Genomic DNA, 25,295 nt, shown 5'->3' on the forward strand with positions numbered 1-25,295 from the left:
TCTCTCCTCCAGTTCCTCGTCAAGTCAGATACATCTCTGGTATAACGAAACGTTTCATCATCTGCTTTGGATCGGCTGTAAAATGATCCAATTGAAGTTCCTCATATTCGCTAAGGATACTTTCAAAGATACCAGCGATCACACCACAATCTGCCAAAGCATTGTGCCTGTGAATTCCATCTGTATTCAGATCGTAATACCGAATCAGAAAATCTGTAGAAACGACCTCGTTAATCTCAGGATGAATGTAGGTGAACATCGCTTTTGTATCGAGCACCGGGTTGGTCAACATCGGAAGCCCATACTCATCACAATGCCGCTTCAAGATGGGTAGGTCATACTCATATCCAGCTTGTGTCACAAGAACGTTATCACCAATAAATTTCTGAAATTCCTGAAATGCTTCTACGAACGACGGAGCCTCCAACATTTCCTCATTCGAAATTCCTGTTAATTTCGCCACAGGTTCTGGTATTGGTTTGTTCGCGCGTGTTAGTGAAGAAAATGTTGTCTTGCATTGTTGACCTCTTTGGTAATGCATCGCACCAAATTGAGTCACACTCTCCACCACAGGATTAATGCCTGTACCTTCGAGATCAAATATGCAGTACATTCTATCCTGTAATGGAGATACGCTTAGATTTTCAATAAAGTATGTATCAGGCAAAAGCGTAATTTTCATCCGCCAACTCACTCCTCCCCACTATCATTCTGGCAAATGCATTTCTCATATATAACTCTGTCACTCCCACAATCGGGTGACCTGGACCAACTTGCGCGTTCCATCAAACTGCAATTTAAAAATATCCGGCATCGTAGTACTCTCCCAAAAGTCATACCCGTAGGAAGAATCATAGTGTTGTAAAATAAGTGTCATTACATCTCCATGGGTTCCGATGACTACCTTGTGACCCACATGTTTATCCAAAATTTTCTCAATTACCGCTACTGCCCTTGAGCGAGCCTGTTCACCAGACTCCCCACCTGAATACGCATACGTAGGATCACGGTACAACTGCTGCTTGGCTTCACGAAAATTAGCATGCTTCACATCTGAACTCGACAACTGGCGTTCACGCAAATCTTCCTCTGTCACCACAATTCCATCTGACCAATCTGCCAGAATCTGAATCGTATCTACCGCTCGCCTGTAGGGGCTAGAATAAAACAGTTGAATCTGCTCCCCATGGAGCAGACTGGCAACCGTTCCCGCATCTTGATGACCTTGCTCTGTCAGTCCACGCTCGCGTTCCTGTCCTTCAACATATCGAGACTCCGCATGTCTGACAAAATATAAAAACGTACTGGCCTCACTCATCATCCATCCGCCACCCCTTTTTTCTTCTCAATGACAATCAGGCAGGTACTGTCTGGCAAAGGCGCAGGCTCACCATTTTCCTTCATGAAGATCATTCGTTCTCCAAGTGCTTCCGTGTACCCCTCCTGGAGAAAATGTCGGAACGTAATCATCTCGGCTTGTTCACCCAGCGCTTCTCGAATACAGTTCTCATAGGCTGTCGGCGTGAATATACCGAACTGTTCCTGAACTTCATGCACGTATGCCTCTTCGCCCCACGTATAGGTGTAGAGAAACTCCATTGCATCGTTGATCGGCAATACGACCTCATTGTCTGAGACCCGCTCATATTGAATTGCACGTCCCTGAAAATCCTCTGCATACCGCTCCAGCCAGCGCATCCCATCCGGTTCCAGGAAACGAATCCGGCGCTTCTGCGCCTCCGGCTCACTCATGATCCCATCCCGAATCAGAATTCTTCCTCCAGGTGACAGCACACGGAATGAACTTCTCAGCGCTGCTACAACCGTATCGGAATTAAATCTTCGACCGTCCAGTTCAATATATGAATATAATTCATGCAGAATGGATGAAAAAATAACCGTATCCACTGTGCCCGGCTGCACATATTGCTCCAGTTGTAGGGCATCGCCCTTCATCACTTGCCAGCGATGTCCCTCACGTTGTTTTTTGCGTTCCAGCGCTTCAATGACATTGGCTGAGATATCGATACCAATCGGCTCCACTTCCGGTTTTTCCTGCTCAATCAGATCCAGCAGAATTCCTCCACCTGGACCAATATCCAGTACTCGTTTACCAACGATATAGTCGAGCAGTACTTTTTTGTAATCACCGGAGCTGTTCATATCGGACAAATACGTCTCTTCGTTGTGGAAACGATCATACGCATCCCGGCGTAATCCGAACAGGTCAAATAACAGCAGTACAGCCTTCTCGTATAACGGCGACTTCTCCGCTTCAATACAGAATGCAATCAGCTTCTCGGCAGCCGGAGAAAATTCGAAGGTCACGAATAATGTATCCGGCAGATCCGTATGACGTTCAATGCGATGGGTTAGATGGGGATAGACGATCTGCTCCCCTGCCACAATCTGTTCCCACGAATACTGTTCCAAATATTTTTCAATCATTCGTTTCTTGTAAATATTGAGCTTCTTGACGCCCTTATAGTCGTAATACATCGTATTCATCAATGGTTCAAAGCTGATATGGCGAACGATTTCAGATCGACTCTCCATGGATGTTGGATGCATTCTCTCGCTGCGAAGTGTCAACAGGAACACTTTCACCATCTCCTGCAACGAAAAATCCTGCATGGCCGACTCCACATACCATAATGTGCGATGAGCCAGCGGAGCCAGCGCCTGTTCTACATCCAGTTCCGTTTGGAGCCTGGCATAAGCCGTATCCATAGCTTCTCCTTGCCGAATGGATGAACTTCTTAAGCGGGATAACCGTTCCTTCACGCTCCAGTCCTCATGATTCGGTCCGGTGATAATCCAGCCTACAATTCGCTGTACCTCAGCCTGAACCTGATTCCATAACGCTCGATCAACGCCTGCAATAATGCACTCATTTAATGCCATCAGTATGGTGTGCAATTCATCTGTAGTAAGCCATCCTTTGACGATCAAGCCGTGAAGCGGAGCATTTTCGGCAAATGGAATCTCACCCCGTATGTATTGACCAATAAGTCCATGTGTAGCAATTAGAGTACGTATAATCTCATGCCTTGGAGTGTGTGTATTCAGCGCATCATGCTCGCTTATATCCGCATTGTTACTTAGAGCACCACTCGGAGAACCAAGTTGATATATACTCGTCTCCTTGGTCTTATCGATGTCATTATCCAGGTGCTCTGCCACTGCGTATAAGTCATATAACTGAGCGGACCCCACATTGTGTACAAACAAGTTAACGCCCTGCTTTTGCCATACCCGCCGTTGCTCCCGTGATCCGGCCTTCGCCGTCTCTGACCAGGTTAATACGTCTTCCAGAATTTCTCGCACCCAAAAAGAAACCTGAAGCTCCTCCAACACATGCAGTGTACGCTCGGTGTAGTCCAGTACTGGATTTGTTCCCTCAAGTTCGGCAATGGAATGAATGCGTTCGAGGTTAATATGGGGTTTCTCCGCTGCTGCCAGCAGTTGCAGCCATAGCTGCTGGGCTTCCGGCGTATTACCTGACTTGTATGATTGTATGGCCTTTAATGAATGCAGCATAAATATGTCCCCTCTCTTTCTCTACCCTTATATATAAAAATCATTAGATTCGTCTAACCGACGAATTCGTTCCTGAACAAACTTGAGCAGCTGTTCCACCTCTTGAGCGGGCAAATCCTCGTCAAGACGCGCGGCAGCAACTGGCAGCATCCAGGACTCTATTGCTTCACGTGTAATCCCGGAAAGTTGCATATAATGATGGATGTAAAATTCGACCAGCGATTCACGAGCCGTTTCAAACCCCATTCGTATAGCAGGATCTATATCTTCCGGCAATGTGGCACTCATTAATATTACCCAGCTTCGAGCCACATCACCCGCAGGATCACCCGACATACCAGTCATCCAATCAATGACCCAGTATTGATCGCCAGCCTCACTGAGCATAACATTATCAGGGTGAAAATCGCCATGACAGATCTGTTGCTGATCAGGCAATGTTGTTAAGTAAGAAAGGACTCGCGCTTGATCGTCCTCCGACAATAATTGAACATTGTGAATCGCTCCAGATAAAATCTGCTTCTGGGAGGGGAGTGTTCCTTCATCATCTCGCTCGCAATGAAGTCTGTAATGGCAGTCAGCCATTTTAAACGCCAGCTGCTCTAGTAACTCCGGTTGCTGAATGATAAGTGATAACAGGGTAATCCCCTGGATTCGCTCAAAAACGATGCCTGCTCGCGATGTAGTATGTTCTATTAAGGATACTGCCTGTGGGACGGGGAGTCCTTTTTTGAATGCCAACTCACTTATTCTAAATTCATTCTGGACGGCTTCGTGAGGAAAATCCATTCGATATAACTTCATAATGTGCTCGTTCGAATACGCATAGATTTCCGCAGTTCTTCCTTGACCGATTCGCTCCATATCTACCCTCCCTTTACTCGAACTCACTGCCTCTGATTTTGGAGAAAACCATACAATCGACCAGCGTACCTGTGCTGTCACGTCTCATCTTGCGCAGTACACCTTCCAGTGTATAACCCGCTCGTTCGGCTACTTTGGCACTTCGCACATTGCGGGCGTCACAGCGGATCTCCAGCCGATTCGCCCCCAGATGAGTAATGGCAAATTGCTCAATGCCTTTCACCGCTTCTGTCATCAAACCCTCACCAGTTCGCGATGTTCGAATCCAGTAACCGATCTCAAAACAGCGTGCATTCCAGTCAATACGATGTAACCCGCTGCTGCCTACGAATTCATCCGTATGTCTATCACGCAAATGTAACATCATGTCGGTACGTTCCAGATATTGCAACCTTGCTTTGCGAACAGTCACTTCAGACTCTTCCAATGAAGGGATTTTCTCGGCAAAAGGTAACCACAACCGTAGCTGCTCCGCACTCTCACGGACCGCTTCATTAACGGCTACGCCATCCCCCCACTGTGGTGCTCGAATCGAGAGGCGTTTCGTATGGAAGCTCTCGGGAATCGTTAGCATAATTGGATTAAATGAAGACGATTCTGTCATCGTTATACCTACTCCTCCACTTGAAAAATAGAATCAATGATCAACGGCAAATTATCTCTTACGGACACTGCACCGAATACTGAACGAGCGTGTACCCCCTGATCCCCAAATACCTCCATCATCAGATCCGAGAATCCATTCAGCACTTTATGATGCTCCTGATACGAAGCGGACGCATTAATGAATCCCTGCACTTTAACCACTCTCTTCACCCGATCCAGTGAACCCAACACATCTCGAACGACAGCAAGCACCTCCAGTCCAGCATTCCGGGCAAAATCATACCCCTGCTCTGTTGTGAAGTCTGATCCCAGTTTGCCGCGTTCGGAGGTATCCGGTCCTTTCCCGGATACATACATGATTCCATTCACAATAACGGCATTAGCGTATTTCGCTGCGGGGGCGCTTGCCTGTGGCAAAATGATCCCCAGTTCATTTAATCTCGCTTCAATCATCGTATATTCTCTCCCTCTTTTAGGGTCCTCACGGAACCCGATTCCTTGTATTCCTGCCTATAAACTCTTGGTGATACCTGAACGGTACGTTTGAACATCTTGCCAAAATGAGAGAAGTTACTGAATCCCGCAAGCCAGGCGATATCCGTAACGGATTCCTCACTTTCTCGCAGTAAACGTTGTGCTTCCTTTACCCGTAACAGATTCAGATAATCACTGAAGGTAAACCCCGTCGTTTGTTTGAACAATCGACTCAGATAATGCGGACTAATGCGAAACATGCCCGCCACCTCCGGTAATGTCAGTGGTTTCTGATAGTTCTCATTCAGGTGACGTACAACTGCCTGTGTCTTGGGATGAAGAACCGGCTCACGATCATCGGAGCTTAACCTGCCCAAGTGTTGATTACGATAGGCATGCAGCAACAATTCAATAGCCCGGTGACGGAGCAACAGGTTGCTTCCAGGTTGAGGACGAAGCATTTCATCCACCATTTCGCTAACCATCCGTTCTAGAACCTCCGTGACTTGAGATGGAAACCTTACAATAGGAATCTCCCAACAAAAGGGTTCCTTCAAGCCTTCAACTAACTCCGTGGAAATAGCTATGGTTGCAAAAAGCTCAGGCTTCAAATACAGCACCATCCGTTCATGGTCAGGCATGCCACTCTCCAATGTTTTATGAACCGTATTTCGGTCAACAAACACCAGATCACCAGCCTTTACCCGGTAGGTCCGGTCCTTAATGAAATAGATACGCTCACCAGACAACAGGTAATATAACTCATAATGATCATGCAGATGGTCATCCGTCATCGAGAAATATCCAATGCGACGATCATATTCGATGTGCAGTAAATCCGAGGGATCATGAAAATCTGCACTGAAAGGTTCTGTCATATCGCCCTCTCTCCTTTCCATAAATTATAGCAAAATATGCGGCATTTGAAAGCGGTTACGCATAAAATGCGGCGAAAGAAGTACTCCCTTGTTATAGTCTAGAGCTATATTCAAGGAGGCGATAGACATGAGTAACAAAAAACGTTATGTATTAGTCGGAACTGGCGGCCGCGCCGAATTTTTTTATGGTGCTTTGACCCGGGATTACAGGGATACATCCGAGCTTGTCGGCTTTTGTGATATAAATCAAGTCCGCATGAACTACGCGAATCAACTATTGAAGGAAAAGTACGAGTATCCTGAGGTACCCACTTATCCTGCAGATCAGTTTGATCAGATGATTGAGAACGAGAAGCCTGACTATGTCATCGTAACGAGTGTTGACCGCACCCATCACAAGTACATCATTCGTGCGATGGAACTGGGTTGTGACGTTGTCACCGAAAAACCGATGACCATCGATGAGGAGAAATGTCAGGAGATTCTGGATGCTGTCAAGCGGACTGGCCAGAACGTAAGAGTCACCTTTAACTACCGTTATGCACCGCACCATACTAAGATTCGAGAACTTATTCTGAATGATACCATCGGGAAAGTCACTTCCGTTCACTTTGAATGGCTGCTGAATACCCGCCACGGGGCAGATTATTTCCGCCGTTGGCATCGGGACAAGCGTAATAGCGGCGGATTACTCGTGCACAAATCCACCCATCACTTCGATTTGGTGAATTTCTGGATTGGCTCGCAACCGGATACCGTGTTTGCATTTGGTGATCTGATGTATTACGGCAGAGAAAACGCAGAAGAACGCGGTGTAACGCAATTCTACAACCGGGCAACCGGCAACCCGATCGCAAAGGATGACCCTTTTGCACTGCATTTGGATTCAGACGCACATATGAAGTCCATGTATCTGGATGCCGAATCGGAAGATGGTTACCAGCGCGATCAGAGTGTATTTGGGGATGGCATCAACATTGAGGATACAATGGGTGTTCTTGTGAAGTATCGGAACAAAGCCATTCTGACCTACTCCCTCGTTGCCTACCAGCCATGGGAGGGTTATCGCAGTGCCATTAATGGCACCAAAGGCCGGATTGAAATGAACATTGTGGAGCAATCCTATGTCAATTCATTGGGTGACAAAAGTAAAGAAGGTGCTTTAATCGGTAAAACGTTGCGGGTTCTTCCAATGTTTGATGCGCCATATGAGGTTGAAGTGGAAGAGAAAGCAGGTGGACATGGCGGAGGTGACCCGGTTCTGCTGAATGATCTGTTTGGAGAGCCTGTAGAAGATCCGTTCCATCGTGCTGCGAACCACGTAGACGGTGCCAGATCCATTCTGACGGGTATTGCTGCCAATCGCGCCATCGCGACGGGTTTGCCTGTCAACGTCAATAATCTGGTTCGTTTCTAAGTCCCCCAGGTCTGCACTACATTATTAATTTCATTTAAAGGCTGCGCATATCACGCAGTCTTTTTTATATTATTGTGCCTAATCTGCAAGTCGACTCGGTAAAAACCTTGTCTCTGAAGCTACGAAAACTGAACCTTTTGAGGTGAGTTACAATCCTCCGGGATTTGCAGAGTTCTCCAAGTTAGCTCAGAAGACAAATCAAGAGATCGGATTTGGACGAAAAAGTGTGGAGCAAGCTGTCTCCGACTTCTATAACGGGACCGTTCGTATTTTTGAATTGAATCAATAACCAGAAACCAGACACTGTGAGGAGGAACATATGACAGAAGAGTTACTGAATCGGCTGCGCAACATTTCGATTATGGATCAAGTTCAGCCAGTTAAACCGGAAGATCAGCAGTTATTACAAGAATGGCATGCGTCGGGTATCCGGTTTGCGGCATCAGGCGGACAACTGGAAGCTACGTATTATGCAGCGGTGGGGAATTTGCTTGCTTGTATCCTGCCCATGGGAGACAGCGATCCTATTTTACAAGAAGGTGGCATCTATCTGGGTTGTTGGTTAGAGAGTACAGGTACCATCAATGCGGAGCTGCTGTCTCGCCTGCTTCCATCTGTGTCCGAAACAACGTACCTCGCATTTGCCAAGCAGCAAAGAGATGATGGATTGCTCCCGTATAAACTCACGGCAAACGGACCCTCTTTCCGGCAAATCCAGTTGGTCACTCCGCTGGCACGCAGTGTATGGAACCACTATCAGCTTCATATCAATCATGGCAAGCAGTCGCCTTTCCTGAACACGATGTATAAGGCTATGGTTCGTTACGATGAGTGGATTGCCCACAACCGTAATACCCGAGGAACTGGCTGTGTAGAGGCCTTCAGTACGTTTGACACCGGACATGACTTATCCCCGCGATTCTGGCATGTTCCGGATACACCTTATATGAATGATGCTTCTGCCTATCATCCGGATTCTCCGATTCTGCCTTTTCTGGCACCGGATCTGACCGCCAATATCTATTGTCAGCGCATGTATCTGTCCCGTATGGCTGAAGAACTGGGAGAATCGGGAACGGATTGGAAAGCAAAAGCCGAGTCTAGCCTGGAAAGTCTTTTCCGTTATTGTTACGACGAACAGGATATGTTCTTCTATGATCGGGATCGTAATGACGAATTGGTCAGAGTCCAATCTGATGTGTTGCTCCGCGTAATGGCCTGCGAGGTGGGTGACCGTGAATTGTTCGATAACCTACTGCGTCGGTACCTGTTGAATACAAGCAAGTTTTTCGCTAAATACCCGTTTACATCGATTTCAATGAATGATCCCAGATTTGATCCCTTTTCCTCCTATAACAGCTGGGGAGGGGCATCCAATTTCCTGAGTCTGATTCGGGCGCCACACGCATTCGAGTATCATCATCGATATGTGGAGCTAACCTGGGTAATGCAGCCTATCTTGTCCGCCCTATCCAAAGATAAGCGATTTGGTCAGGTACTAAGCCCATGGACCGGAGAACAAGGTTTTACCGAGACGTACTCACCCTCCATCCTCTGTCTCCTCGATTATGTGGAGCGACTATGCGGAATTATGCCTGTTGGATCGAATCAGCTCTGGTTTACCGGACTGCTCCCCATCGACATAGATCATGGTGAGATCGTATCTGGCAACACGGCTTATAGCCGAAAAGTCAACAAAGTAGGATATGAATTGGTCAACACGCCTGATCGCATGACGGTATATCTGGAAGGCAAGGTTCATCTGGATGGCCCGTCAGGGATTCGACTGGTGACGGATCATAGTGGACATCTGGAAGGCGTTATTGGAATGAGCGTTCGCACAGTCGAGGGAGAGCTCTTCTATCAAGGAGAGCGCATTCCGATTCGGGTCAAAGGAAATGAAATGCAGCGTTACGCTGATGGAAGTTTGAGCACCGAACGCGATATTGGCATCATCCATCCTACGTATCGATAATTTGTTTGTATGCAAAAAAGCGCAAGTTGCCGAGGTATACTTCCCCTGCACTTGCGCTTTTCCCCTTTGCGCGTTTATATTCCTTTATTTCTTATTCATAAGGACACAAGATTTAGAAATTGACTACCACTGCGGAAATCATTCTCTCTCTGGTTACAGAGGAGATGAGTTTCACCTTACACCTTCCGGTTCCACGCCGGGTGACGATAAAATTCAATCGTATCAATATAATTTACCGTGAACTGCTGTTCCACATCCGACAGGTTCAACAGTTTTCGGTCGATTTGCTTCATCCCCATGACCACATCATGCCTTAGCAGGTCCATCGCAATTTTGCCTACAAATCCGCCTTCCATCTCCTTATGCTTGGCACGGAACTCTTCATTGTAGATCAGTTCAGGCGTGAATGCCGCTTCAACGAAAGCATTAACGAGCGTAAGCTCATTGCCCTCGATCTGCACTGCTAGATAATAATTGCCACGCTCATCCTTAATGAGGTCTTTATACATCTCTACGATCATGTGAATCACTCCTCTATTATAAAAGAAACCCCGTTAGCCGTAACGAACATGGGCTATCAAACGTACACCTTCCTACCCCGTTCCTTCATATACTAGGTACAAATGGCGAACGGAGGAATACTTATGAGCTGGCAGCATCTCCATACTGGAAAAACACTTCAGCAGCGCCTGGCAGAACTCCAGGGGCACCTTGCAGAACTGAATACTCCACTCTCCGGGTTGGAACCGGGACGTATTCGTCGTGTCTATCCAAGGCAGTTTATCAAAGTAAACCGGCAGTTATTCATTCCACTCAGTCTGAATTCCATTCGGGTATTCGATATTCCTCGAACACGGCGAGGCGTCAGAGTGGGAATCCGCACGACTTTCCCTTCCAGGAATGCATTTAACAATATCAGACTTGTGGGCGTGGGACTGGATTATCTTGAACTCCAGGGAAAAGGCAGAGTCCCTTCCCGTATATTATTTCCTCTCTCCAGCGTCGAGTCGATCTATCGGCCAACCACTGGAAGAAAAAAACTGAAACGGCCTTGTAGGCGGAAGTAAAGCTGGTTCTTTTCGCAAGCCATACAATGGTTCCCAAATGTCTGCATACGGGTGCTCCCTTCCAATATATAATTATAACCCATGCAACCACTTATCTGCTGAAGAATCATTTTATGTCAAAAAGCGGTGAGAACAGAACTGCTTCTGTATCTCACCGCTCAGCCAGTTACGGATCAAGCTGACCCTTCACATGTGTACATCAGATGCCTGTCCATACGTCCTTGGCATAACGACCTTCCTGCTGAAGCTGATTAAGCCAATCTTCTGCTTCCTTCGCGGATTTGCCATGAATATCAGCGTATGCCTGCTGGAGTGTGGCTTCCACATCAGGTGCCATCTTGCTGCCATCACCGCAGATATACAGATGCGCTCCCTCTTCAAACAAAGGAATCAGATGACGGGCATCGTCTCTCATCAGATGCTGTACATAACATTTCTCCTCCCCGTCTACACGGGAGAAGGCCGTATGAAGCTTCACAAGCCCTTCTTGCTGGGCTGCTTCCAATTCATTTTTGTACAGATAATCATGCTCGGGATTCCGGCATCCAAAGTACAGGTGGGCTTCGCCAACCTCACGACCTTGTTCCTTCAATACGTGCCTTGCCTGCAAGAAACCTCGGAATGGAGCAACACCTGTACCCGGACCTACCATGATAACGGGAACCTGTGCATCCTCCGGCAGTTGGAAGCCGGATTCCGGTGTCCGCGTGAACATGACGATCTCGTCACCCGGTTTCAGGTTTGCCAGATAGTTGGACGCAATGCCTTTGTATTCTCCCTGTCCACTCCATGCTGGGGCGCGCACAACACTGACCGTAATACTCGCTTGATCGGGCTGAACACGCGGTGAACTGGAGATCGAATAATATCTGGCTTTTAATGAAGGCAATAATTCAAGGAAACGCTCAAACGGCAGTTCACATGCCTCATATTTCACCAGATAATCCAGCATGGAGATCCGTTTATTCCGCACTTCATCCATATACACAGATTCATCAAGCAGCGCTTCAAGTTCTTTCTTATGCGGTGGACATACGGTGTATGCTGCCATTTCTCTCAACTGCGCACGAGTTGCCGCCTCCTGAAGCTCAACGCTATGACTGAGCAGATCATACAGGTTCACCGGTTGTTGCAGCGGCAGATGCGCGGCACTCCGACCGGATGCATCCAGAACAAGATGCTCCGTTCCGGTGAATCCATAACGACGCAATACACGTTCCACAAGTTCCGGTGGATTCTGTGGCAGAATGCCCAGATGATCCCCTTCCTTGTAGGTTATGCCTTCAGGCAATTTAATCTCCAGGTGACGTGTGCTTCGTTCACTGCCCGCGTCGTGAAGCTCCCTGTTCTCAATTACTTCTGCCACATGGGCATCATACGTATCCGCAAGCGGTGTTACGGCGAGCCCACTGACAAACTGTACAGATAGGGAACTGCGTTCGCTATTGGAGCTTGAGTTCAGTTTCAGTCCCATCGTTCGTGCGAGATCTGGCCATAATTGCTCTGTCCAATCCCCCACCTGTTTCTCGAAATCTCCACTGGCATCTGACTCACCCAGCGGTGATAACCGCTCTGCTCCTCTGGAAGATAACTGTTCATCTATTAAACGCGGAATACGCTGATAGGTGCTGGCCCAGTTGTGGTCACCGCATCCAAGAACGGCGAAACGCACACCCTTGAATTCATTCGCATCTGCATGTTCGATCCACTCGACAAACATCTTGGCATTACTTGGCGGCTGACCATTATAGGATGCACTGACAATAATGACGGCACCCTCCTTTGGCAGTTTGCCAACACGATCATCCAGCGTAGCAACCTCACTCCGGAAACCCTGATATCTGGCGGTATCTGCAATTTCACGTGCAATGCCTTCAGCGGTACCCAGATTGGAACCGTACAGAACAAGCATCGGTGTGTGGTGGGCATTGGCTGCATCCGGCTCCGTTCTTTTGGCAACTGGCTTTGGTTCTTCAACCGCTACACCCGGAACGGCCATGACTGGCTGCCCACCACGCGCACGTACACGAATTGTGAAGTTATCCGGTTTGAGCGTCAGCGTTTCTTTCACTTTTAACTGATAATCCGAATGATCTATGAAGTCAAAATGCTTCAACACCATGCCCAGTACCAGCGTTGCTTCCTGAAGTGCAAACTGCTGACCAATGCAGGCCCGTTGACCGTTACCAAAAGGTTTATAGGCATCATGCGGCACTTTGCTCGGATCTTCGAACCGTTCCGGGCGGAATTTCTCTACGTCGTCTCCCCATGCTTCGCGGTCACGATGCAGCTTGGGAATAAGTACACTGACACTGTCTCCTTTTTGCAAAGGATATTGACCCGCAAGTACCGTGTCCTCTTTTGCATACAGGGAAAATGCCGGGGCCGTAGGCCATAACCGCAGTGCTTCATTCAAAACCATGCGAACATACTTCAGATTGCGAACCTGGTTGTACGTGGGAACCGGATCTTTCAGAATCTGATCCACCTCAGCTTGTGCTTTAGCCAGCGTATCCGGATTCTTCATCAGATAATAAACGGCGAAGGATAACAGTCCACTTGTGGTCTCATGTCCAGCAATCAGGAATGTAATAATCTGATAACGGATGTTCTCATCATCCAGCGTTTCTCCTGTTTCCGGGTCCTTGCCACTGAGCATGTGGGACAACAGATCATCTGCGCCTTCCTGCGGTTTCTCTTTGCGCTCGGCAATAATGTGATCCACCAAAGAGAACATGGAACGGATATCCTGTTCAAACTGTTTCTTTTTGGTGATCATCAGCTTGTCTTGCAGACGCAGTCGCTGCAATGAACTCATGGATTCATCCAACGCACGAACCATACTCGTAATGAATGGATGTGGTTCTTCCCGATAGAAGCTGTTAAACCGATAGTTGAACCCACACAGACCAATCGTGTCGAGCGTAAGACGTGTCATATCATCCGGAACGTTAACCGTCTCATCCGGGTTCAATCGTGACCATTTCTGAACCAGCTGCACAGCCAGATCAATCATTTTGTTGTGATATCCCTGCATCGCACGTTGACTGAAACTTGGCAGCAGTACGTTATGGGCTTTTTTCCAATTCGGCTCCTCGGTCCAACTCGTAAATAGTCCATCTCCTGCAAAAGCACGAACCTTCGCAAGGGGTGCCCAAACACGTTTGTCGAATTTGGATTCATCTGTTACCTCGGCGACCAGTTTGTGACCGGAAATATACAATTCACTTCGCCCGGGGTACTCCATACGAAAGATCGGTCCGTATTCTTCAGCCAGTTTCACCAAGGATTGCACCGGCTCTTCAAAGTTCAATTGCGGCAAATTGCCCAGTGGGCCAAATGTTTTTGGTTGAGGCACTGAAATTGGTGGCATGACACTCACTCCTTCTTTCCAAGTTAAGAGTTCTACAACTAAAAAATAATGACTTGATTTACAGACTCGATTACACTTACTCTTCAGATCAACAGATTCAAGTTATTTTTTGCACATTTTCATATTTCATCCAGATAACGATAAAACCACAATAGAACTAACTGACCAAAATGGTATATTGGTCATTTTTGATTAAAAAAAATGGAGCCCTTCGTTATCTTCTTTTACCCTAACATTTCCAGTTCTAATCTTCAACAGTCCCAAAGTCATAGGACCTCAGGACAGGGATTAAGGTATAATTATGAATTCTTTAACAGAACCTGAATAACAGACTCCATCTCTAATGGAGCAACTGTCGTTTCATAACGGCCATGGATGTCCCCATTACGGTCAATCAGGAATTTGGTGAAATTCCATTTGATGCCGTCACCTTGATACAATTCTGGATGCTTCTCTTTCACAAAGGTGTCCATCCACTCTCCTTCCTTCGTGTCCAGATCATAACCTTGAAATGGCGCTTCTGTAGTCAGATAACGAAACACAGGATGCATCGATTGCCCAACGACCTCAACCTTCTCCAAAATCGGAAAGGATATCTGAAACTGACTTCTGCAATACTCAGCTACCTCAGCGCTACTACCAGGTTCTTTGTCGTTAAACTGGTTGCACGGGAACGCCAGAATCTCCAGCCCCTGATCACCATATTTCTCATACATCTGCTGAAGTTCACTGAATTGCCGGGAGTAGCTGCACCGACTTGCTGTATTCACAATAAGTAGCACCTTCCCTTTAAAAGCAGAAAAATCACCCTTGTGTCTATCCATAAACGGAACTTGGTAAGAAAATATACTCATCTGTATTCATCCTCCTCTTTCTCTTTTGTATCTCATATGAACTCTCTCTTGAGATGGATTATACACCTCCATTATTAATAGGTGAAATATATAATAAATATAATTTTAATAGCTTTTAACTATAGTAGACGAAATAAAAAACTGCCCTTAGCAGTCACACACTGCATCTCGGACAGTTATCAAAATCATGATGTTAAATCACGCTAAACACATCGTTAACCCATAATTAAACCATATACAATGCCTGGTCCGTGTACCCCAATGGTTAAATCATTTTCAATATCGGAAGAGCGGCTTGGCCCGGAAATAAAGTGGATGCCTGCTGGAAGATTCTCTCTCCCCGCTTCGTCAAATCGATCCAGCGTCTCACCCAGTCTGGTGTGCAGTCGATCTACTGGAATAATGATGATGAGTACCGTAGGCAAGAGACTGACTGAACGACCTTTTTCCGGTGAAGAAAGTACAGTAACCGAGCCTGTGTATGCTGTTGCATAATCCGCCATGACCACACCGATATCAGCCTCAGCTGCCCGAGCCTTCCAGTTCTCATCCGCCTGACTATTCCAGACTGAGATCTGTACATCCGGAAGCTGCTCTTCCAATCCGAGATCCTGTAACGCCTGTTCATTCTGACGAATGATATACCTGGCACTCAGTTCATGAGACTTGTTGGCAATAAATTGAGATACTTCTTCCATGTTCTGAACCCGGGCAATGTGTGCGCCTACACTCACAAAGTTATCTGTAAATGCTTGAATACGCTTCTCTTCATCCCATTCCAGTTCAGTCCAAAAGTCGGGTGCTCCCCGAAAGGGTTGGGTCGGCGCATGGCGTTGCCTTGGTCTCCTCAATTTCGAAGCAATATCATTCATGAACTGCTCCTGTTTCTCCATGGACTTCTTCTCCAATTGTGCGAGCCATTGCTGATGTTCAGTGACCATGCTTATCCTCCCCTTCTTCTCGTTCACGAATAATCTGCTCCATACGACTGCGAACGGAAGAATCCATGGCCGGTTGCTCTTGGTTCAGTTCCTGATCCAGCTTGTTCCATTGTTGCCGGAAGGATTTCTTGGCGAGACTTGGGGCAACCCGATACTTGTTCCAGCCTTTGAGAGGACCCAACTTGAGAGAAATGCCGTTGTTGCGTACAACTGCCTTCTGCCCGATCTGTCCCAGGCGTATGGCCGCACTGAAACGTTTGGAATTGGATACAACAGCGGCAAATCCCTTCATGCCCATGCTTTCCATTTTGTTTCCATGGCCGTCTTCCACTTTACGCCTGCGTAAATAAACGAGCATATCATGCAATGGAATTTTAACTGGACATGCTTCATAACAGGCTCCGCACAGACTCGAAGCACCCGCAATATCGTTCCATTCATCAATGTTGCCATTAAGTGCAGGTGTCAGTACTGCGCCAATTGGACCACTGTATGTTCCACCGTAGGCATGACCTCCAATATGACGATATACTGGGCAAGCATTCAGACAAGCACCACAGCGAATACAATTCAGCAACTCCTGGAATTCAGGATCACCGAGCTGTAAGGATCGACCGTTGTCCACGATAATAATATGCATTTCATCCGGTCCATCCGCATCCGCTGTTCGGCGAGGACCTGTGATGCCTGACATGTACATCGTTAATTTCTGACCTGTTGCGGAGCGTGGCAACAAGGTTGCCATGACCTCCAGATCCGTCCACGACGGGATGATCCGCTCCATGCCCATCAGTGTAATCTGCGTTTTTGGAACAGTGGATACCATACGGGCATTGCCTTCATTTTCGAACAAAACCATGGAACCTGTCTCTGCAATCGCAAAATTGCAGCCGGTCATGCCGATATCTGCTTCGAGGAACTTCTCGCGTAGCTTTTTGCGAACAAATCCGGCAAGTACCGTTGTGTCCGGCTCCAGAATTTCACCCGCTTCCTTCGATAACAACTCTGCAATCTGGTAGCGGTTCTTATGGATGGCTGGAATGACAATATGAGAAGGGGCTTCACCTGCCAACTGTATGATGTATTCACCCAGATCGGTCTCAATGGCTTCAATGCCCGCCGACTCCAATACATGATTCAGGTGTACTTCCTCCGACACCATCGATTTGGACTTCACCACCGTAGAAGCCTGCTTGTGCGCCGCAATATCCAGCGCAATCGCCGCTGCTTCCACCGATGTATCTGCAAAATGAATATGAACCCCGTTCGCACGGGCGTTATTCACAAATTCATTCAGGTAATAATCCAGATACGCAATTGTATGCAAACGAATCTGACGGCCACGCTCCCGCCATTCATCCCAGTTTCCATGTTCTTCTGAGGCAGACTTCTTGCCGTTACGCAATCGTTCTGTCGTGAATTTGACTGCTTTTCGCAGAAAATCATCATTCAAGGCCAGTCCGGCACGTTCTTTGACCGTAGTATCCATAACTCCCGGTTGGCTCATCCTGTTCGCACCCCCTCATACAGTAGTTCCGCCAGATGCATTACACGCACCGGTTCATTCCGATAACGCAGATTACCTGCGATATTCATCAGACAGGCCATGTCCAGCCCCACCAATACTTCGGCTTGTGTCTCTTTGACATGATCGACCTTCTCCGTCACCATCGCTCCTGAAATATCGGACATTTTGATGGCAAACGTGCCCCCGAACCCGCAGCAATCCTCAGCAAATGGGAGCGGAACCAATTCCAGACCTTTTACTTGAGAGAGCAGCGCCATCGGCTCATCCTTCACACCAAGCAGACGGCTACCATGACAGGATGGATGATAGGTTACTTTGTGCGGAAAATGTGCGCCCAGATCGGTTATCCCGAGCACCTGAACGAGGAATTGAGTAAACTCATAAGCTTTGGCTTCCAATCGTTTTGCCTTCTCCAACCATACTGGTTCATCCGCGAACAGCTCGGGATAATGATGAATCATATACGTACACGATCCCGAAGGACATACCACAAAATCACTGTCGTCAAACGCTTCAAGAATCGTTTTGGCCGCTACCCGAGTCTCATCCCAGTACCCGCTATTGTAGGAAGGCTGACCGCAGCAGGTCTGCACCGGCGGAAAATCCAGCCGAACGCCATGAGCGGCGAGCAATCTGACCATGGCCTCCCCCACTCGGGGATAGATGGCATCGCTGAGGCAGGTAATGAATAAGGAGACCTTCATAATTACACGCTCCTATTAACTGATTAGTAGATAAATTTACTATGAATATTTACACTGGACACTCCGTTTCGTGTAAATGTTTAGTTCATTTTATATAGATAAAATCTGAAAGATTAAACCGTGATGATACCAATATCGTATCCGCTCAAATGTTCTGTCTGTTCAGCCTCCAATGGCTGATCGGTAACGATCATATGGACTGCATTTAACCCGGATACTCGGGCAAAAGCACGTACACCAAATTTACTGGCATCTGCAAGTAAGATGACTTGATCTGATATGCCAACCATCTTCTGCTTCAGCCTTGCCTGGAGTTCATTGGATTCACTGATTCCGCCACCTTCGAGATGTACACCTTTGCACGACATGAACATTTTATCCACGTGATACGTTTCCAAAGAACGCTCCGCCAGCGGCCCAACAAAAGACAACGAGCGCGATGCCAGCTGGCCCCCTGTTGAGATGACCTCAACCTTGTCACGGTTGCTGAGTTCAGTGGCAATTTGGATCGAGTTGGTTAAGACCGTCAGCGGAAAATCCGGCATGTTCGCTGCCATATAACCTGCCGTTGTGCTCGCATCCAACAGAATGCGATCACCCGGATTAATCATCGTCAGAGCCGCTTGTGCAATCCGCTTTTTCTCTTCCGCATGGGTTGTCTCCCTGATCCGGTAAGGGATCTCCGGTTGATCTTCCTTCACACTCACTGCACCACCGTGAGATCGGCGTAGTCGTCCTGCGTGTTCCAGCCGATCCAGGTCACGCCGGATGGTTTCCTCCGTCACCCGGCAGCGCTCACTAAGCTCGGATACACGCATACTGCCCTTTACATTCACCATCTCCACAATCCGGTCATACCGCTCGGCTGCCAGCATGTTACACCTCACTCCCCGCTTGTGAATTAGATGAAGCCGTCACACGCAGAAATCTGCCATAAGCATCTTCCCAGATTGACCTGTCCTGCGGCTCATACACAGTTACCGGAAATGAATCACGAATGGCCTTACGCGCTTCCCAGATATCTTTAAAAGCTCCGCTCGCCATCCATTGCACAGCCATATTCCCGATGGCACTTCCCTCTGCTGGACCCGCCCATACCGGCTTACCAATGGAATTTGCAGTCCACTGACATAACAGGCGGTTCTGGATGCCTCCACCGACCATATGCAATCCGTTGAACGCCTGACCCGACAATTGCTCCGTCCATTCCAGAACTCTTCTATACTTCAATGCAAGACTCTCCAGAATTGCCCGGGCAATAGCCCCCTGATCCTCTGGTACCACTTGCCCTGTATCACGGCAATACTGACGTATACGGGTCGTCATATCTCCTGCTGGCATGAATAGTTCATCATCCGGATCAAACAAACTGGCAAATGGAGGTGCTTGTTCCGCCTGCGCCAATAACGCATCATAGCTAATTCCCTGCCCCTGGCGCTCCCACTCGCGCATGCTTTCCTGCAAAATCCATAAACCCATAATGTTCTTCAGCAGACGGAATGTTCCGCCCGCCCCGCCTTCATTCGTGAAGTTCAAGGCCAGACTCTCGGTACTAATTGCAGGATGATCTATCTCCGTACCCATCAGGGACCAGGTTCCACAGCTCAGATAAGCAAATGAACGTTCCGTTGCAGGAACAGCCACAACGGCTGAACCCGTATCATGCTCCGCAACAGCGATCACGGGAATCGGGGACAATCCCAGATCGTTACAGATACTGCTTCGCAATTGTCCAACACGGGTACCTGGCAGCACGGCTTTACCAAACAGTTTCTCCGAAATACGAATATGCGCCAGCAACTCACTATCCCACTGCCCCGCTGATGGATTGTATAATTGTGTTGTGGTTGCATTGGTGAACTCATTCACCGCTTCCCCTGTCAGGAAATAACGTAGCAAATCCGGAATCATGAGAAAACGCTCTGCTTCATGAAGCAACGGGGAACCGCTGCGTTGAAGCGTTGCCAATTGATACAGGGTATTAAAGCTAAGAAACTGTATCCCTGTACGTTCGAAGATTCGCTGAGAGCTCAGCTCTTGGCGTACCTGATCCATCATGCCGTTAAACTGTGTATCACGGTAATGATACGGGTTACCAAGCAACTCACCATTACTGCCAAGCAAACCAAAATCAACGCCCCAGGAATCGATCCCCAGGCTCTCCGGCTGTTCTCCCTGCTGTTTCACAAGGGTAAGCCCCTGCAACAATTCATGATGCAATCGCAGAATATCCCAGTGCATCCGCTCGCCAATCTTCACTGGTTCATTCTTGAACCGATGAATTTCGCTTGTTTCGATCCCTCGATCATTCAGATGTCCCAGTAGCGCTCTCCCGCTCCCAGCGCCCAAATCATAAGCCAGCACACTCACCGCGCTTCACCAACCTTTCGAACCCATCCTATTTTCCAAACGGTATCCCTTGATTCAGACCGTAACTCTGTACTTTATTCTGTATTTATTGTTTGTTTGTTTTTGTTTAATACTGTTTTACTTTATTTTACGAGTATATCACCAATGTAAGCGTTTGAATACCCTTCAGTTTTTCTTTCTTTTGGGTATACCAAAAACGACTCTCTCCCACCTGGGAGGAGCCGCATTTCTTTTTTTACGTATAAAATTGACCTTTGCTTACCCCCGACTGGGGTTGTACATCTCTCTCAAAATGCTTGAAACGTGTCCCCTGATACGTCAGCATCCCTCGATCATTTTCCACCATCATACCATAATGGTTTCCGCCAACAATCAGTTCAGTGCGCTCCCCATTGTCGAATTCAAATGTAACATAATACCGGGTAGTCGCACTGCTATCGCCGCTTCCACCTGAGACTTCCGTTCGTTTGGCTACCACTGTTGAGTGCAGGGTTAACAAGGCTGCCGCGTTATTTGACATCCCTGAGCGTATGCCTGAAATAATAACAAAAACAATGACTCCCGCAATGATGAGAAATATGGCGCCAATGAAAATCGAAGCAAATGCATTCATTGTAGCAAACTCATTAAATCCCGAAAAAAAACCACCCTGATTGCCTTCAAAACCTGGTACTCCATTCATGTCGTCAAACACACCAAAGCCGTCTACGCTTAATCGGCCCATCGATGAGGACACGCTCGTTAACGCCATTCATCATCGTTCCTTTCCCCTTGCAAAAATAAGATGCACCGCCCCCCACGCAAGGAAGGCGGTGCATGCAGACAACCCGTTCTGCCTTGTCCATATACTATATGAACCAGATCAGGAATACAGACGTTCAAGTTCGTCGACCAGACTGCCGACATAAGCAACCGCAGAGCGAATCGGCTCAGGTCCGGACATATCCACACCCGCAAGCTTCATTAACTCCTGTGGTGTGAGACTTCCACCAGCTTTGAGTGCATCAAGCCAGCGATCTACCGCAGGCTGTCCTTCTTCACGAATCTGCTGTGCAGCCGCTGTGGAAGCCGTCAAGCCTGCCGCATAGGTATACGGATATAGTCCCATATAATAATGAGGCTGTCTCATCCACGTGAGCTTGGCCCCTTCATCAATTACCAGATCAGGTCCCCAGAATTCGGAAAGGATGTCTCCCTTGAGTTGACTTAACGTCTTTGCCGTAATGGGCTCATCATTGGTTGCGCGTGCGTACACCCTGCGCTGTAATTCACCTTCCAGCAGATGTGTAACGAAGTTATGGTAATACGTGTTCAACAATTGCAAAATGACCCAGCGACGCATTCTCGGATTATCGGAACGCTTCAATAGATGATCGGCCAGCAGCATTTCATTCATGGTCGACGGCGCCTCAATGAAATAAAGAGATGGCCGTGTATTCGTGAGCCGTTGGTAACGTCCCGCAAGCATGAAGTGGCCTGCATGCCCCACTTCATGGGCAAGTGTAAATGCTCCGCGCATATTGTTCGCCCATGAAATTAAGATATAGGAGTGTGAACCATATATCGAGGAGCAAAATGCCCCTGTGGATTTGCCTGCGTTATCTGCGTAATCCACCCAGCGATCACTGAATGCGCGCTCTACGATCTCGCCGTACTCCGGCCCAAGCACATCAAGTGCTTCTCGAATGAGTATGCACGCCTCATCATATGTAATGGCAGGGCTAAATTCAGGATCAAGCGGCGCCTTCAGATCACAAAACATCAGTTTGTCCAGACCCAGTTCACGTTTCTTGAGAGCCGCCAGTCTGCGCATATGAGGTGCGAGTTCCTGCTGGATAATATCCAGAATATTATTGTACATCTCTTTGCTCACTTGTTGTGGGCTGAGAAGCATATCTGTAACATCGTCGTAACCACGCAGCCTGGATAAAACAACCTGTTTCTTCACTTCGGTTGCATAACCTTCTGCGAACGTATTTTTGTAATCATTTAATGTCGAGCTGAATGCAGCATAAGCAGAACGGCGCAGCTTTGTATCAGACGACATCTCATAATTATTTTCATAGAATGACCAGGACAGTGGACGATTATTGTCCTCTCCATCAAGAGCATCGTCAAACGTCATGTCTGCCAGTTTACCGCGCAGATAGATACGGTATGGCGAATCCAGTACCTCTCCTAATGAAGCGAGTACCTTCTCGGTCTCAGGCGTAAGCCGATGTGCTTTTTCTCGAATCAAACGCTCCAAACTGCGCGCATACGGCTCCAATTCCGGAAGCTCTTCAAGATAACGCTCAACGGTTCCCTCCGGCAGATCAACGATCTCCGAATTGACAAAAGACAAGGACGACGACAGATTTGATAGGATATCTCCTGCCTTGGCTGAATTCTCAATATTCACCGGATTCGTGCTGTCCTCTGACTGCTTCAAGCGGGCATAAGAAGCCGTCTTGCCGATCCGCTCCTGCAAAGCTTCACGCGCATCCAGACAAGCCAGCAATTGTTCAGCGCCTTCGCCAAGACGTCCTTTGAATGTTTCGATCTGGGCAGCAGCCTGAGGAAGTGATCGAAGCTCCTGCTCCCACTCTACATCGGTTACAAACAAGTCTCTCAGATCCCAAGTGGTTTCTGGGTTTACCTCAGCACGTGTACGTATTTTTTCCATCTTTAGTTGTCATCCTCCTTGCATTTTCCAATATCTCTCATCGTATCATATTCCGCGCATCTATACATGACATCTCTTAAAATGAGACTCAGCATTGTCGTAGATAACAGTTGATCTCTCAATATTCATCAAATACAGAAGGTGAATTGGATTGGAAAATAGATATAATTCCTTTTAAAGAGCAAAATGGCTTAACACCGTTGCTACTGGCATATATTTGAAAAACGCAAAAATAGTAATGAGATACATTATTATATAATTTTGAATTGCGTATTATCATACATTTTTCAATCTTTTAATAAAAACAAAGACTTGCGTTAATAGTTAGAGAATAAAATGTTTACATTGATTAAAGAAGTATGCTATTGGAGGTTCGAGTGATTTGAACTTAAATGTAATAATGAATTTAATTATGACTGCTATGTTGCTATTCATTTTTCTTTTTCGAAACAACGTAGCTGTATTAGTTTTTAGTGTTGTATTGTTCGGAATAATGCTTTTCACAACGAATAATCAAAGAACCAAATGGAATGTCGTAACGCTTGTAATTCTATCAATAGTAATGATTATTTGGAATATTTACCTCTGGATTTGATTGAATAGAATGCACCTTGTAACCTCTCCTTGGTTTGTTTATTAATCCGTTAACTCGCTAGCGTTCCGGATCCATAAAAAATCATACAAGGAGTTTTTTCTCAAACATCATATTTCTTCATATTAGAAAAGCTGTCCTCTACGTTTCGTATAAAATTTTGCTCATGTGACAAAAATTTAAAAGTAACTAAAAAACCGCTGGTTTATGGTAGAATCCATTTACCTAGCGGTCATTCTAACTATAACTTATTTAGCTTTCTTTCCAGATTACATTTTCGCCGTAATTTTTACCCCAGTTATACATTGCGTGCAGGACGGGCATCAGACTTTGACCGTGATCTGTCAACGTATATTCCACCCGAGGTGGTACCTCTGCATACACCTTGCGCTCAATCAGTTTGTCTTCCTCCAGCTCACGTAACTGGTTGGTCAGCATCTTCTGGGTAATATGAGGGATTAGGCGTTTCAGCTCACTGAAACGTTTGGTGCCTTCCAGGCCCAAGTGCCACAAAATAATCAGTTTCCACTTGCCACCGATCACCGCAAGGGTCAATTCCTTCTCACAGTTGATTTCTTTCAGATTAATCCGTTCCTTCACTTCGGACGCCATGGCTCCGAGCCCCCTCATCTTCAATCTTATATCGCGTATATTACACATATCACGGGGACACTACACATGAGGTAAGCTTTCCGCTCCATGCATGATGTAATAAGTACATTCATTCGATACAGCTATCTATTAATTCTACTACAGCCTGGTCGGGATGCAAAGTTTAACTGTAAATCACGGATAAAACCTATACAGATGAATGATTATGTATCGCAGAAAAGACCAGAACCCTTCATAATCAAAGGATTCCGGTCTTTCATCTATTCACTATTCCAGGTTCGCGTGGCGGCCAAACATATCCGCTCCGGTCATACCCTTCATTTCCATCATCGTAAGGATGAGAGCATCCATGCCGATTAACAGTCCTTGTTCGAACAACGAGCCCATCGGCTGAATGGTTACTGCCGCTCCGGAAGTTGCTGTGTCCTCTTTGGCTGAAGCCGGGAGACGCACTACCGTAGTTGCCAATTTCCCAATCGTGGAATCTGGCTTAATCGTAATGAGACCTACAGGCGCACCAGCCTGACTAGCCTTTTGAGCCATGGCCACCAGACTGCCTGTCTCTCCTGAGCCAGAGCACAGCAAGAGGAAATCTTTCGAGCTGATCCCAGGTGTTACGGTCTCGCCCACCACATATACACGAAGCCCCATCTGCATCAGTCTCATGGCAAAAGCCTTCCCCATAAGTCCTGACCGACCTGCTCCTGCTACAAAAATCTGTTCCGCAGCCAGAATGTGCTCAGCCATCGCTTGCATCTCTGCATCGTCGATCTGGCTTAGCGTACGTTCCAGCTCCTTCAAGATGTCAGCTGCGTACTGTGTTTTGCTCATCTGC

General features: G+C 47.1%; 23 protein-coding genes. 4 read left to right on the plus strand and 19 right to left on the minus strand.

What is annotated here, in order from left to right; all coding sequences use genetic code 11:
* Positions 1-19 precede the first annotated feature (19 nt).
* Genes MHI01_RS05930 through MHI01_RS05960 form a run of 7 tightly spaced genes read right to left on the minus strand, consistent with a single transcriptional unit; the run spans position 20 to position 6,362 of the window.
* Positions 20-682 (minus strand): 3'-5' exonuclease, encoded by a 663-nt coding sequence (locus tag MHI01_RS05930; RefSeq protein ID WP_282321701.1) that lies wholly within the window; start codon positions 680-682, stop codon positions 20-22.
* A gap of 60 nt (positions 683-742) precedes the next feature.
* The gene (locus tag MHI01_RS05935) at positions 743-1,318 is read right to left on the minus strand and encodes a histidine phosphatase family protein (protein WP_047844272.1); all 576 of its coding nucleotides are present in this window, start codon (positions 1,316-1,318) and stop codon (positions 743-745) included.
* Positions 1,318-3,540: a class I SAM-dependent methyltransferase gene (locus MHI01_RS05940; protein ID WP_340982752.1), complete on the minus strand. Its 2,223-nt coding sequence runs from the start codon at positions 3,538-3,540 to the stop codon at positions 1,318-1,320. The genes MHI01_RS05935 and MHI01_RS05940 overlap by 1 nt, the downstream gene beginning before the upstream one ends.
* Positions 3,541-3,567: 27 nt before the next feature.
* On the minus strand, positions 3,568-4,404 hold the full coding sequence (locus MHI01_RS05945) for an aminoglycoside phosphotransferase family protein (RefSeq protein ID WP_127546229.1): 837 nt from the start codon (positions 4,402-4,404) through the stop codon (positions 3,568-3,570).
* Between the two features lie 13 nt (positions 4,405-4,417).
* A complete protein-coding gene (locus MHI01_RS05950) occupies positions 4,418-5,008 on the minus strand; it encodes a GNAT family N-acetyltransferase (RefSeq protein WP_127546225.1) in 591 nt (196 codons plus the stop codon).
* A gap of 8 nt (positions 5,009-5,016) precedes the next feature.
* Positions 5,017-5,463, minus strand: coding sequence for a RidA family protein (locus MHI01_RS05955; protein WP_047842646.1), 447 nt, complete (start codon positions 5,461-5,463; stop codon positions 5,017-5,019).
* Positions 5,460-6,362 (minus strand): AraC family transcriptional regulator, encoded by a 903-nt coding sequence (locus MHI01_RS05960; protein WP_127546221.1) that lies wholly within the window; start codon positions 6,360-6,362, stop codon positions 5,460-5,462. Before MHI01_RS05960 ends, MHI01_RS05955 begins: the two co-directional genes overlap by 4 nt.
* Before the next feature lie 127 nt (positions 6,363-6,489).
* On the opposite strand from MHI01_RS05960, the gene MHI01_RS05965 reads away from it, so the two are divergent.
* The 3 genes from MHI01_RS05965 to MHI01_RS05975 all read left to right on the plus strand — a co-directional run bounded on the left by MHI01_RS05965 (position 6,490) and on the right by MHI01_RS05975 (position 9,754).
* Positions 6,490-7,779, plus strand: coding sequence for a Gfo/Idh/MocA family oxidoreductase (locus MHI01_RS05965; protein WP_340982753.1), 1,290 nt, complete (start codon positions 6,490-6,492; stop codon positions 7,777-7,779).
* A gap of 142 nt (positions 7,780-7,921) precedes the next feature.
* A complete protein-coding gene (locus MHI01_RS05970) occupies positions 7,922-8,068 on the plus strand; it encodes a hypothetical protein (protein WP_405159145.1) in 147 nt (48 codons plus the stop codon).
* Positions 8,069-8,098: 30 nt separating this feature from the next.
* Positions 8,099-9,754 carry an MGH1-like glycoside hydrolase domain-containing protein gene (locus tag MHI01_RS05975; RefSeq protein ID WP_340982754.1) on the plus strand — a complete coding sequence of 552 codons (1,656 nt, stop codon included), beginning with the start codon at positions 8,099-8,101 and terminating at the stop codon, positions 9,752-9,754.
* Positions 9,755-9,930: 176 nt separating this feature from the next.
* On the opposite strand, the gene MHI01_RS05980 is transcribed toward MHI01_RS05975, so the two are convergent.
* Positions 9,931-10,275: a hypothetical protein gene (locus MHI01_RS05980; RefSeq protein WP_017688921.1), complete on the minus strand. Its 345-nt coding sequence runs from the start codon at positions 10,273-10,275 to the stop codon at positions 9,931-9,933.
* Between the two features lie 123 nt (positions 10,276-10,398).
* Between MHI01_RS05980 and MHI01_RS05985 the strand changes: the two genes are divergently transcribed.
* A complete protein-coding gene (locus MHI01_RS05985; RefSeq protein WP_101313901.1) occupies positions 10,399-10,821 on the plus strand; it encodes a hypothetical protein in 423 nt (140 codons plus the stop codon).
* Positions 10,822-11,020: 199 nt separating this feature from the next.
* Here MHI01_RS05985 and MHI01_RS05990 read toward each other — a convergent pair whose 3' ends face one another.
* The 11 genes from MHI01_RS05990 to hxlB form a co-directional block, all read right to left on the minus strand.
* Positions 11,021-14,194 (minus strand): bifunctional cytochrome P450/NADPH--P450 reductase, encoded by a 3,174-nt coding sequence (locus MHI01_RS05990; RefSeq protein WP_340982755.1) that lies wholly within the window; start codon positions 14,192-14,194, stop codon positions 11,021-11,023.
* 299 nt (positions 14,195-14,493) lie between these two features.
* A complete protein-coding gene (locus tag MHI01_RS05995; RefSeq protein WP_101313900.1) occupies positions 14,494-15,048 on the minus strand; it encodes a glutathione peroxidase in 555 nt (184 codons plus the stop codon).
* Between the two features lie 215 nt (positions 15,049-15,263).
* The gene (locus MHI01_RS06000; RefSeq protein WP_101313899.1) at positions 15,264-15,989 is read right to left on the minus strand and encodes a LutC/YkgG family protein; all 726 of its coding nucleotides are present in this window, start codon (positions 15,987-15,989) and stop codon (positions 15,264-15,266) included.
* A complete protein-coding gene (locus MHI01_RS06005) occupies positions 15,979-17,496 on the minus strand; it encodes a LutB/LldF family L-lactate oxidation iron-sulfur protein (protein WP_101313898.1) in 1,518 nt (505 codons plus the stop codon). Before MHI01_RS06005 ends, MHI01_RS06000 begins: the two co-directional genes overlap by 11 nt.
* A complete protein-coding gene (locus MHI01_RS06010) occupies positions 17,493-18,221 on the minus strand; it encodes a (Fe-S)-binding protein (RefSeq protein ID WP_017688927.1) in 729 nt (242 codons plus the stop codon). Before MHI01_RS06010 ends, MHI01_RS06005 begins: the two co-directional genes overlap by 4 nt.
* A gap of 113 nt (positions 18,222-18,334) precedes the next feature.
* A complete protein-coding gene (locus MHI01_RS06015) occupies positions 18,335-19,096 on the minus strand; it encodes a DeoR/GlpR family DNA-binding transcription regulator (protein ID WP_340032755.1) in 762 nt (253 codons plus the stop codon).
* Position 19,097: 1 nt separating this feature from the next.
* Complete coding sequence (locus MHI01_RS06020) at positions 19,098-20,591, minus strand: rhamnulokinase (RefSeq protein ID WP_127546212.1); 1,494 nt, start codon at positions 20,589-20,591, stop codon at positions 19,098-19,100.
* A 235-nt stretch (positions 20,592-20,826) separates the two neighbouring features.
* Positions 20,827-21,315: a DUF2500 domain-containing protein gene (locus MHI01_RS06025; RefSeq protein ID WP_340982756.1), complete on the minus strand. Its 489-nt coding sequence runs from the start codon at positions 21,313-21,315 to the stop codon at positions 20,827-20,829.
* Positions 21,316-21,453: 138 nt separating this feature from the next.
* Positions 21,454-23,256 (minus strand): oligoendopeptidase F, encoded by a 1,803-nt coding sequence (pepF, locus tag MHI01_RS06030; protein WP_076318670.1) that lies wholly within the window; start codon positions 23,254-23,256, stop codon positions 21,454-21,456.
* A gap of 844 nt (positions 23,257-24,100) precedes the next feature.
* Entirely contained in the window at positions 24,101-24,460 is a 360-nt protein-coding gene (locus MHI01_RS06035) for a winged helix-turn-helix transcriptional regulator (RefSeq protein WP_036608849.1), read from the minus strand.
* A gap of 267 nt (positions 24,461-24,727) precedes the next feature.
* Entirely contained in the window at positions 24,728-25,291 is a 564-nt protein-coding gene (gene hxlB / locus MHI01_RS06040) for a 6-phospho-3-hexuloisomerase (protein ID WP_340982757.1), read from the minus strand.
* Between the last annotated feature and the right edge of the window lie 4 nt (positions 25,292-25,295).

It is taken from the genome of Paenibacillus sp. FSL M7-0656, from assembly GCF_038003225.1.
Lineage (GTDB): Bacteria > Bacillota > Bacilli > Paenibacillales > Paenibacillaceae > Paenibacillus > Paenibacillus amylolyticus.

Excerpts from the sequence above, each read along its gene's own strand:
- MHI01_RS05930 (WP_282321701.1), bottom strand. The coding sequence starts at position 682 with ATGAAAATTACGCTTTTGCCTGATACATACTTTATTGAAAATCTAAGC.
- MHI01_RS05935 (WP_047844272.1), bottom strand. The coding sequence starts at position 1,318 with ATGAGTGAGGCCAGTACGTTTTTATATTTTGTCAGACATGCGGAGTCT.
- MHI01_RS05940 (WP_340982752.1), bottom strand. The coding sequence starts at position 3,540 with ATGCTGCATTCATTAAAGGCCATACAATCATACAAGTCAGGTAATACG.
- MHI01_RS05945 (WP_127546229.1), bottom strand. The coding sequence starts at position 4,404 with ATGGAGCGAATCGGTCAAGGAAGAACTGCGGAAATCTATGCGTATTCG.
- MHI01_RS05950 (WP_127546225.1), bottom strand. The coding sequence starts at position 5,008 with ATGACAGAATCGTCTTCATTTAATCCAATTATGCTAACGATTCCCGAG.
- MHI01_RS05955 (WP_047842646.1), bottom strand. The coding sequence starts at position 5,463 with ATGATTGAAGCGAGATTAAATGAACTGGGGATCATTTTGCCACAGGCA.
- MHI01_RS05960 (WP_127546221.1), bottom strand. The coding sequence starts at position 6,362 with ATGACAGAACCTTTCAGTGCAGATTTTCATGATCCCTCGGATTTACTG.
- MHI01_RS05965 (WP_340982753.1), top strand. The coding sequence starts at position 6,490 with ATGAGTAACAAAAAACGTTATGTATTAGTCGGAACTGGCGGCCGCGCC.
- MHI01_RS05975 (WP_340982754.1), top strand. The coding sequence starts at position 8,099 with ATGACAGAAGAGTTACTGAATCGGCTGCGCAACATTTCGATTATGGAT.
- MHI01_RS05980 (WP_017688921.1), bottom strand. The coding sequence starts at position 10,275 with ATGATCGTAGAGATGTATAAAGACCTCATTAAGGATGAGCGTGGCAAT.
- MHI01_RS05985 (WP_101313901.1), top strand. The coding sequence starts at position 10,399 with ATGAGCTGGCAGCATCTCCATACTGGAAAAACACTTCAGCAGCGCCTG.
- MHI01_RS05990 (WP_340982755.1), bottom strand. The coding sequence starts at position 14,194 with ATGCCACCAATTTCAGTGCCTCAACCAAAAACATTTGGCCCACTGGGC.
- MHI01_RS05995 (WP_101313900.1), bottom strand. The coding sequence starts at position 15,048 with ATGAGTATATTTTCTTACCAAGTTCCGTTTATGGATAGACACAAGGGT.
- MHI01_RS06000 (WP_101313899.1), bottom strand. The coding sequence starts at position 15,989 with ATGGTCACTGAACATCAGCAATGGCTCGCACAATTGGAGAAGAAGTCC.
- MHI01_RS06005 (WP_101313898.1), bottom strand. The coding sequence starts at position 17,496 with ATGAGCCAACCGGGAGTTATGGATACTACGGTCAAAGAACGTGCCGGA.
- MHI01_RS06010 (WP_017688927.1), bottom strand. The coding sequence starts at position 18,221 with ATGAAGGTCTCCTTATTCATTACCTGCCTCAGCGATGCCATCTATCCC.
- MHI01_RS06015 (WP_340032755.1), bottom strand. The coding sequence starts at position 19,096 with ATGCTGGCAGCCGAGCGGTATGACCGGATTGTGGAGATGGTGAATGTA.
- MHI01_RS06025 (WP_340982756.1), bottom strand. The coding sequence starts at position 21,315 with ATGGGCCGATTAAGCGTAGACGGCTTTGGTGTGTTTGACGACATGAAT.
- pepF (WP_076318670.1), bottom strand. The coding sequence starts at position 23,256 with ATGGAAAAAATACGTACACGTGCTGAGGTAAACCCAGAAACCACTTGG.
- MHI01_RS06035 (WP_036608849.1), bottom strand. The coding sequence starts at position 24,460 with ATGGCGTCCGAAGTGAAGGAACGGATTAATCTGAAAGAAATCAACTGT.
- hxlB (WP_340982757.1), bottom strand. The coding sequence starts at position 25,291 with ATGAGCAAAACACAGTACGCAGCTGACATCTTGAAGGAGCTGGAACGT.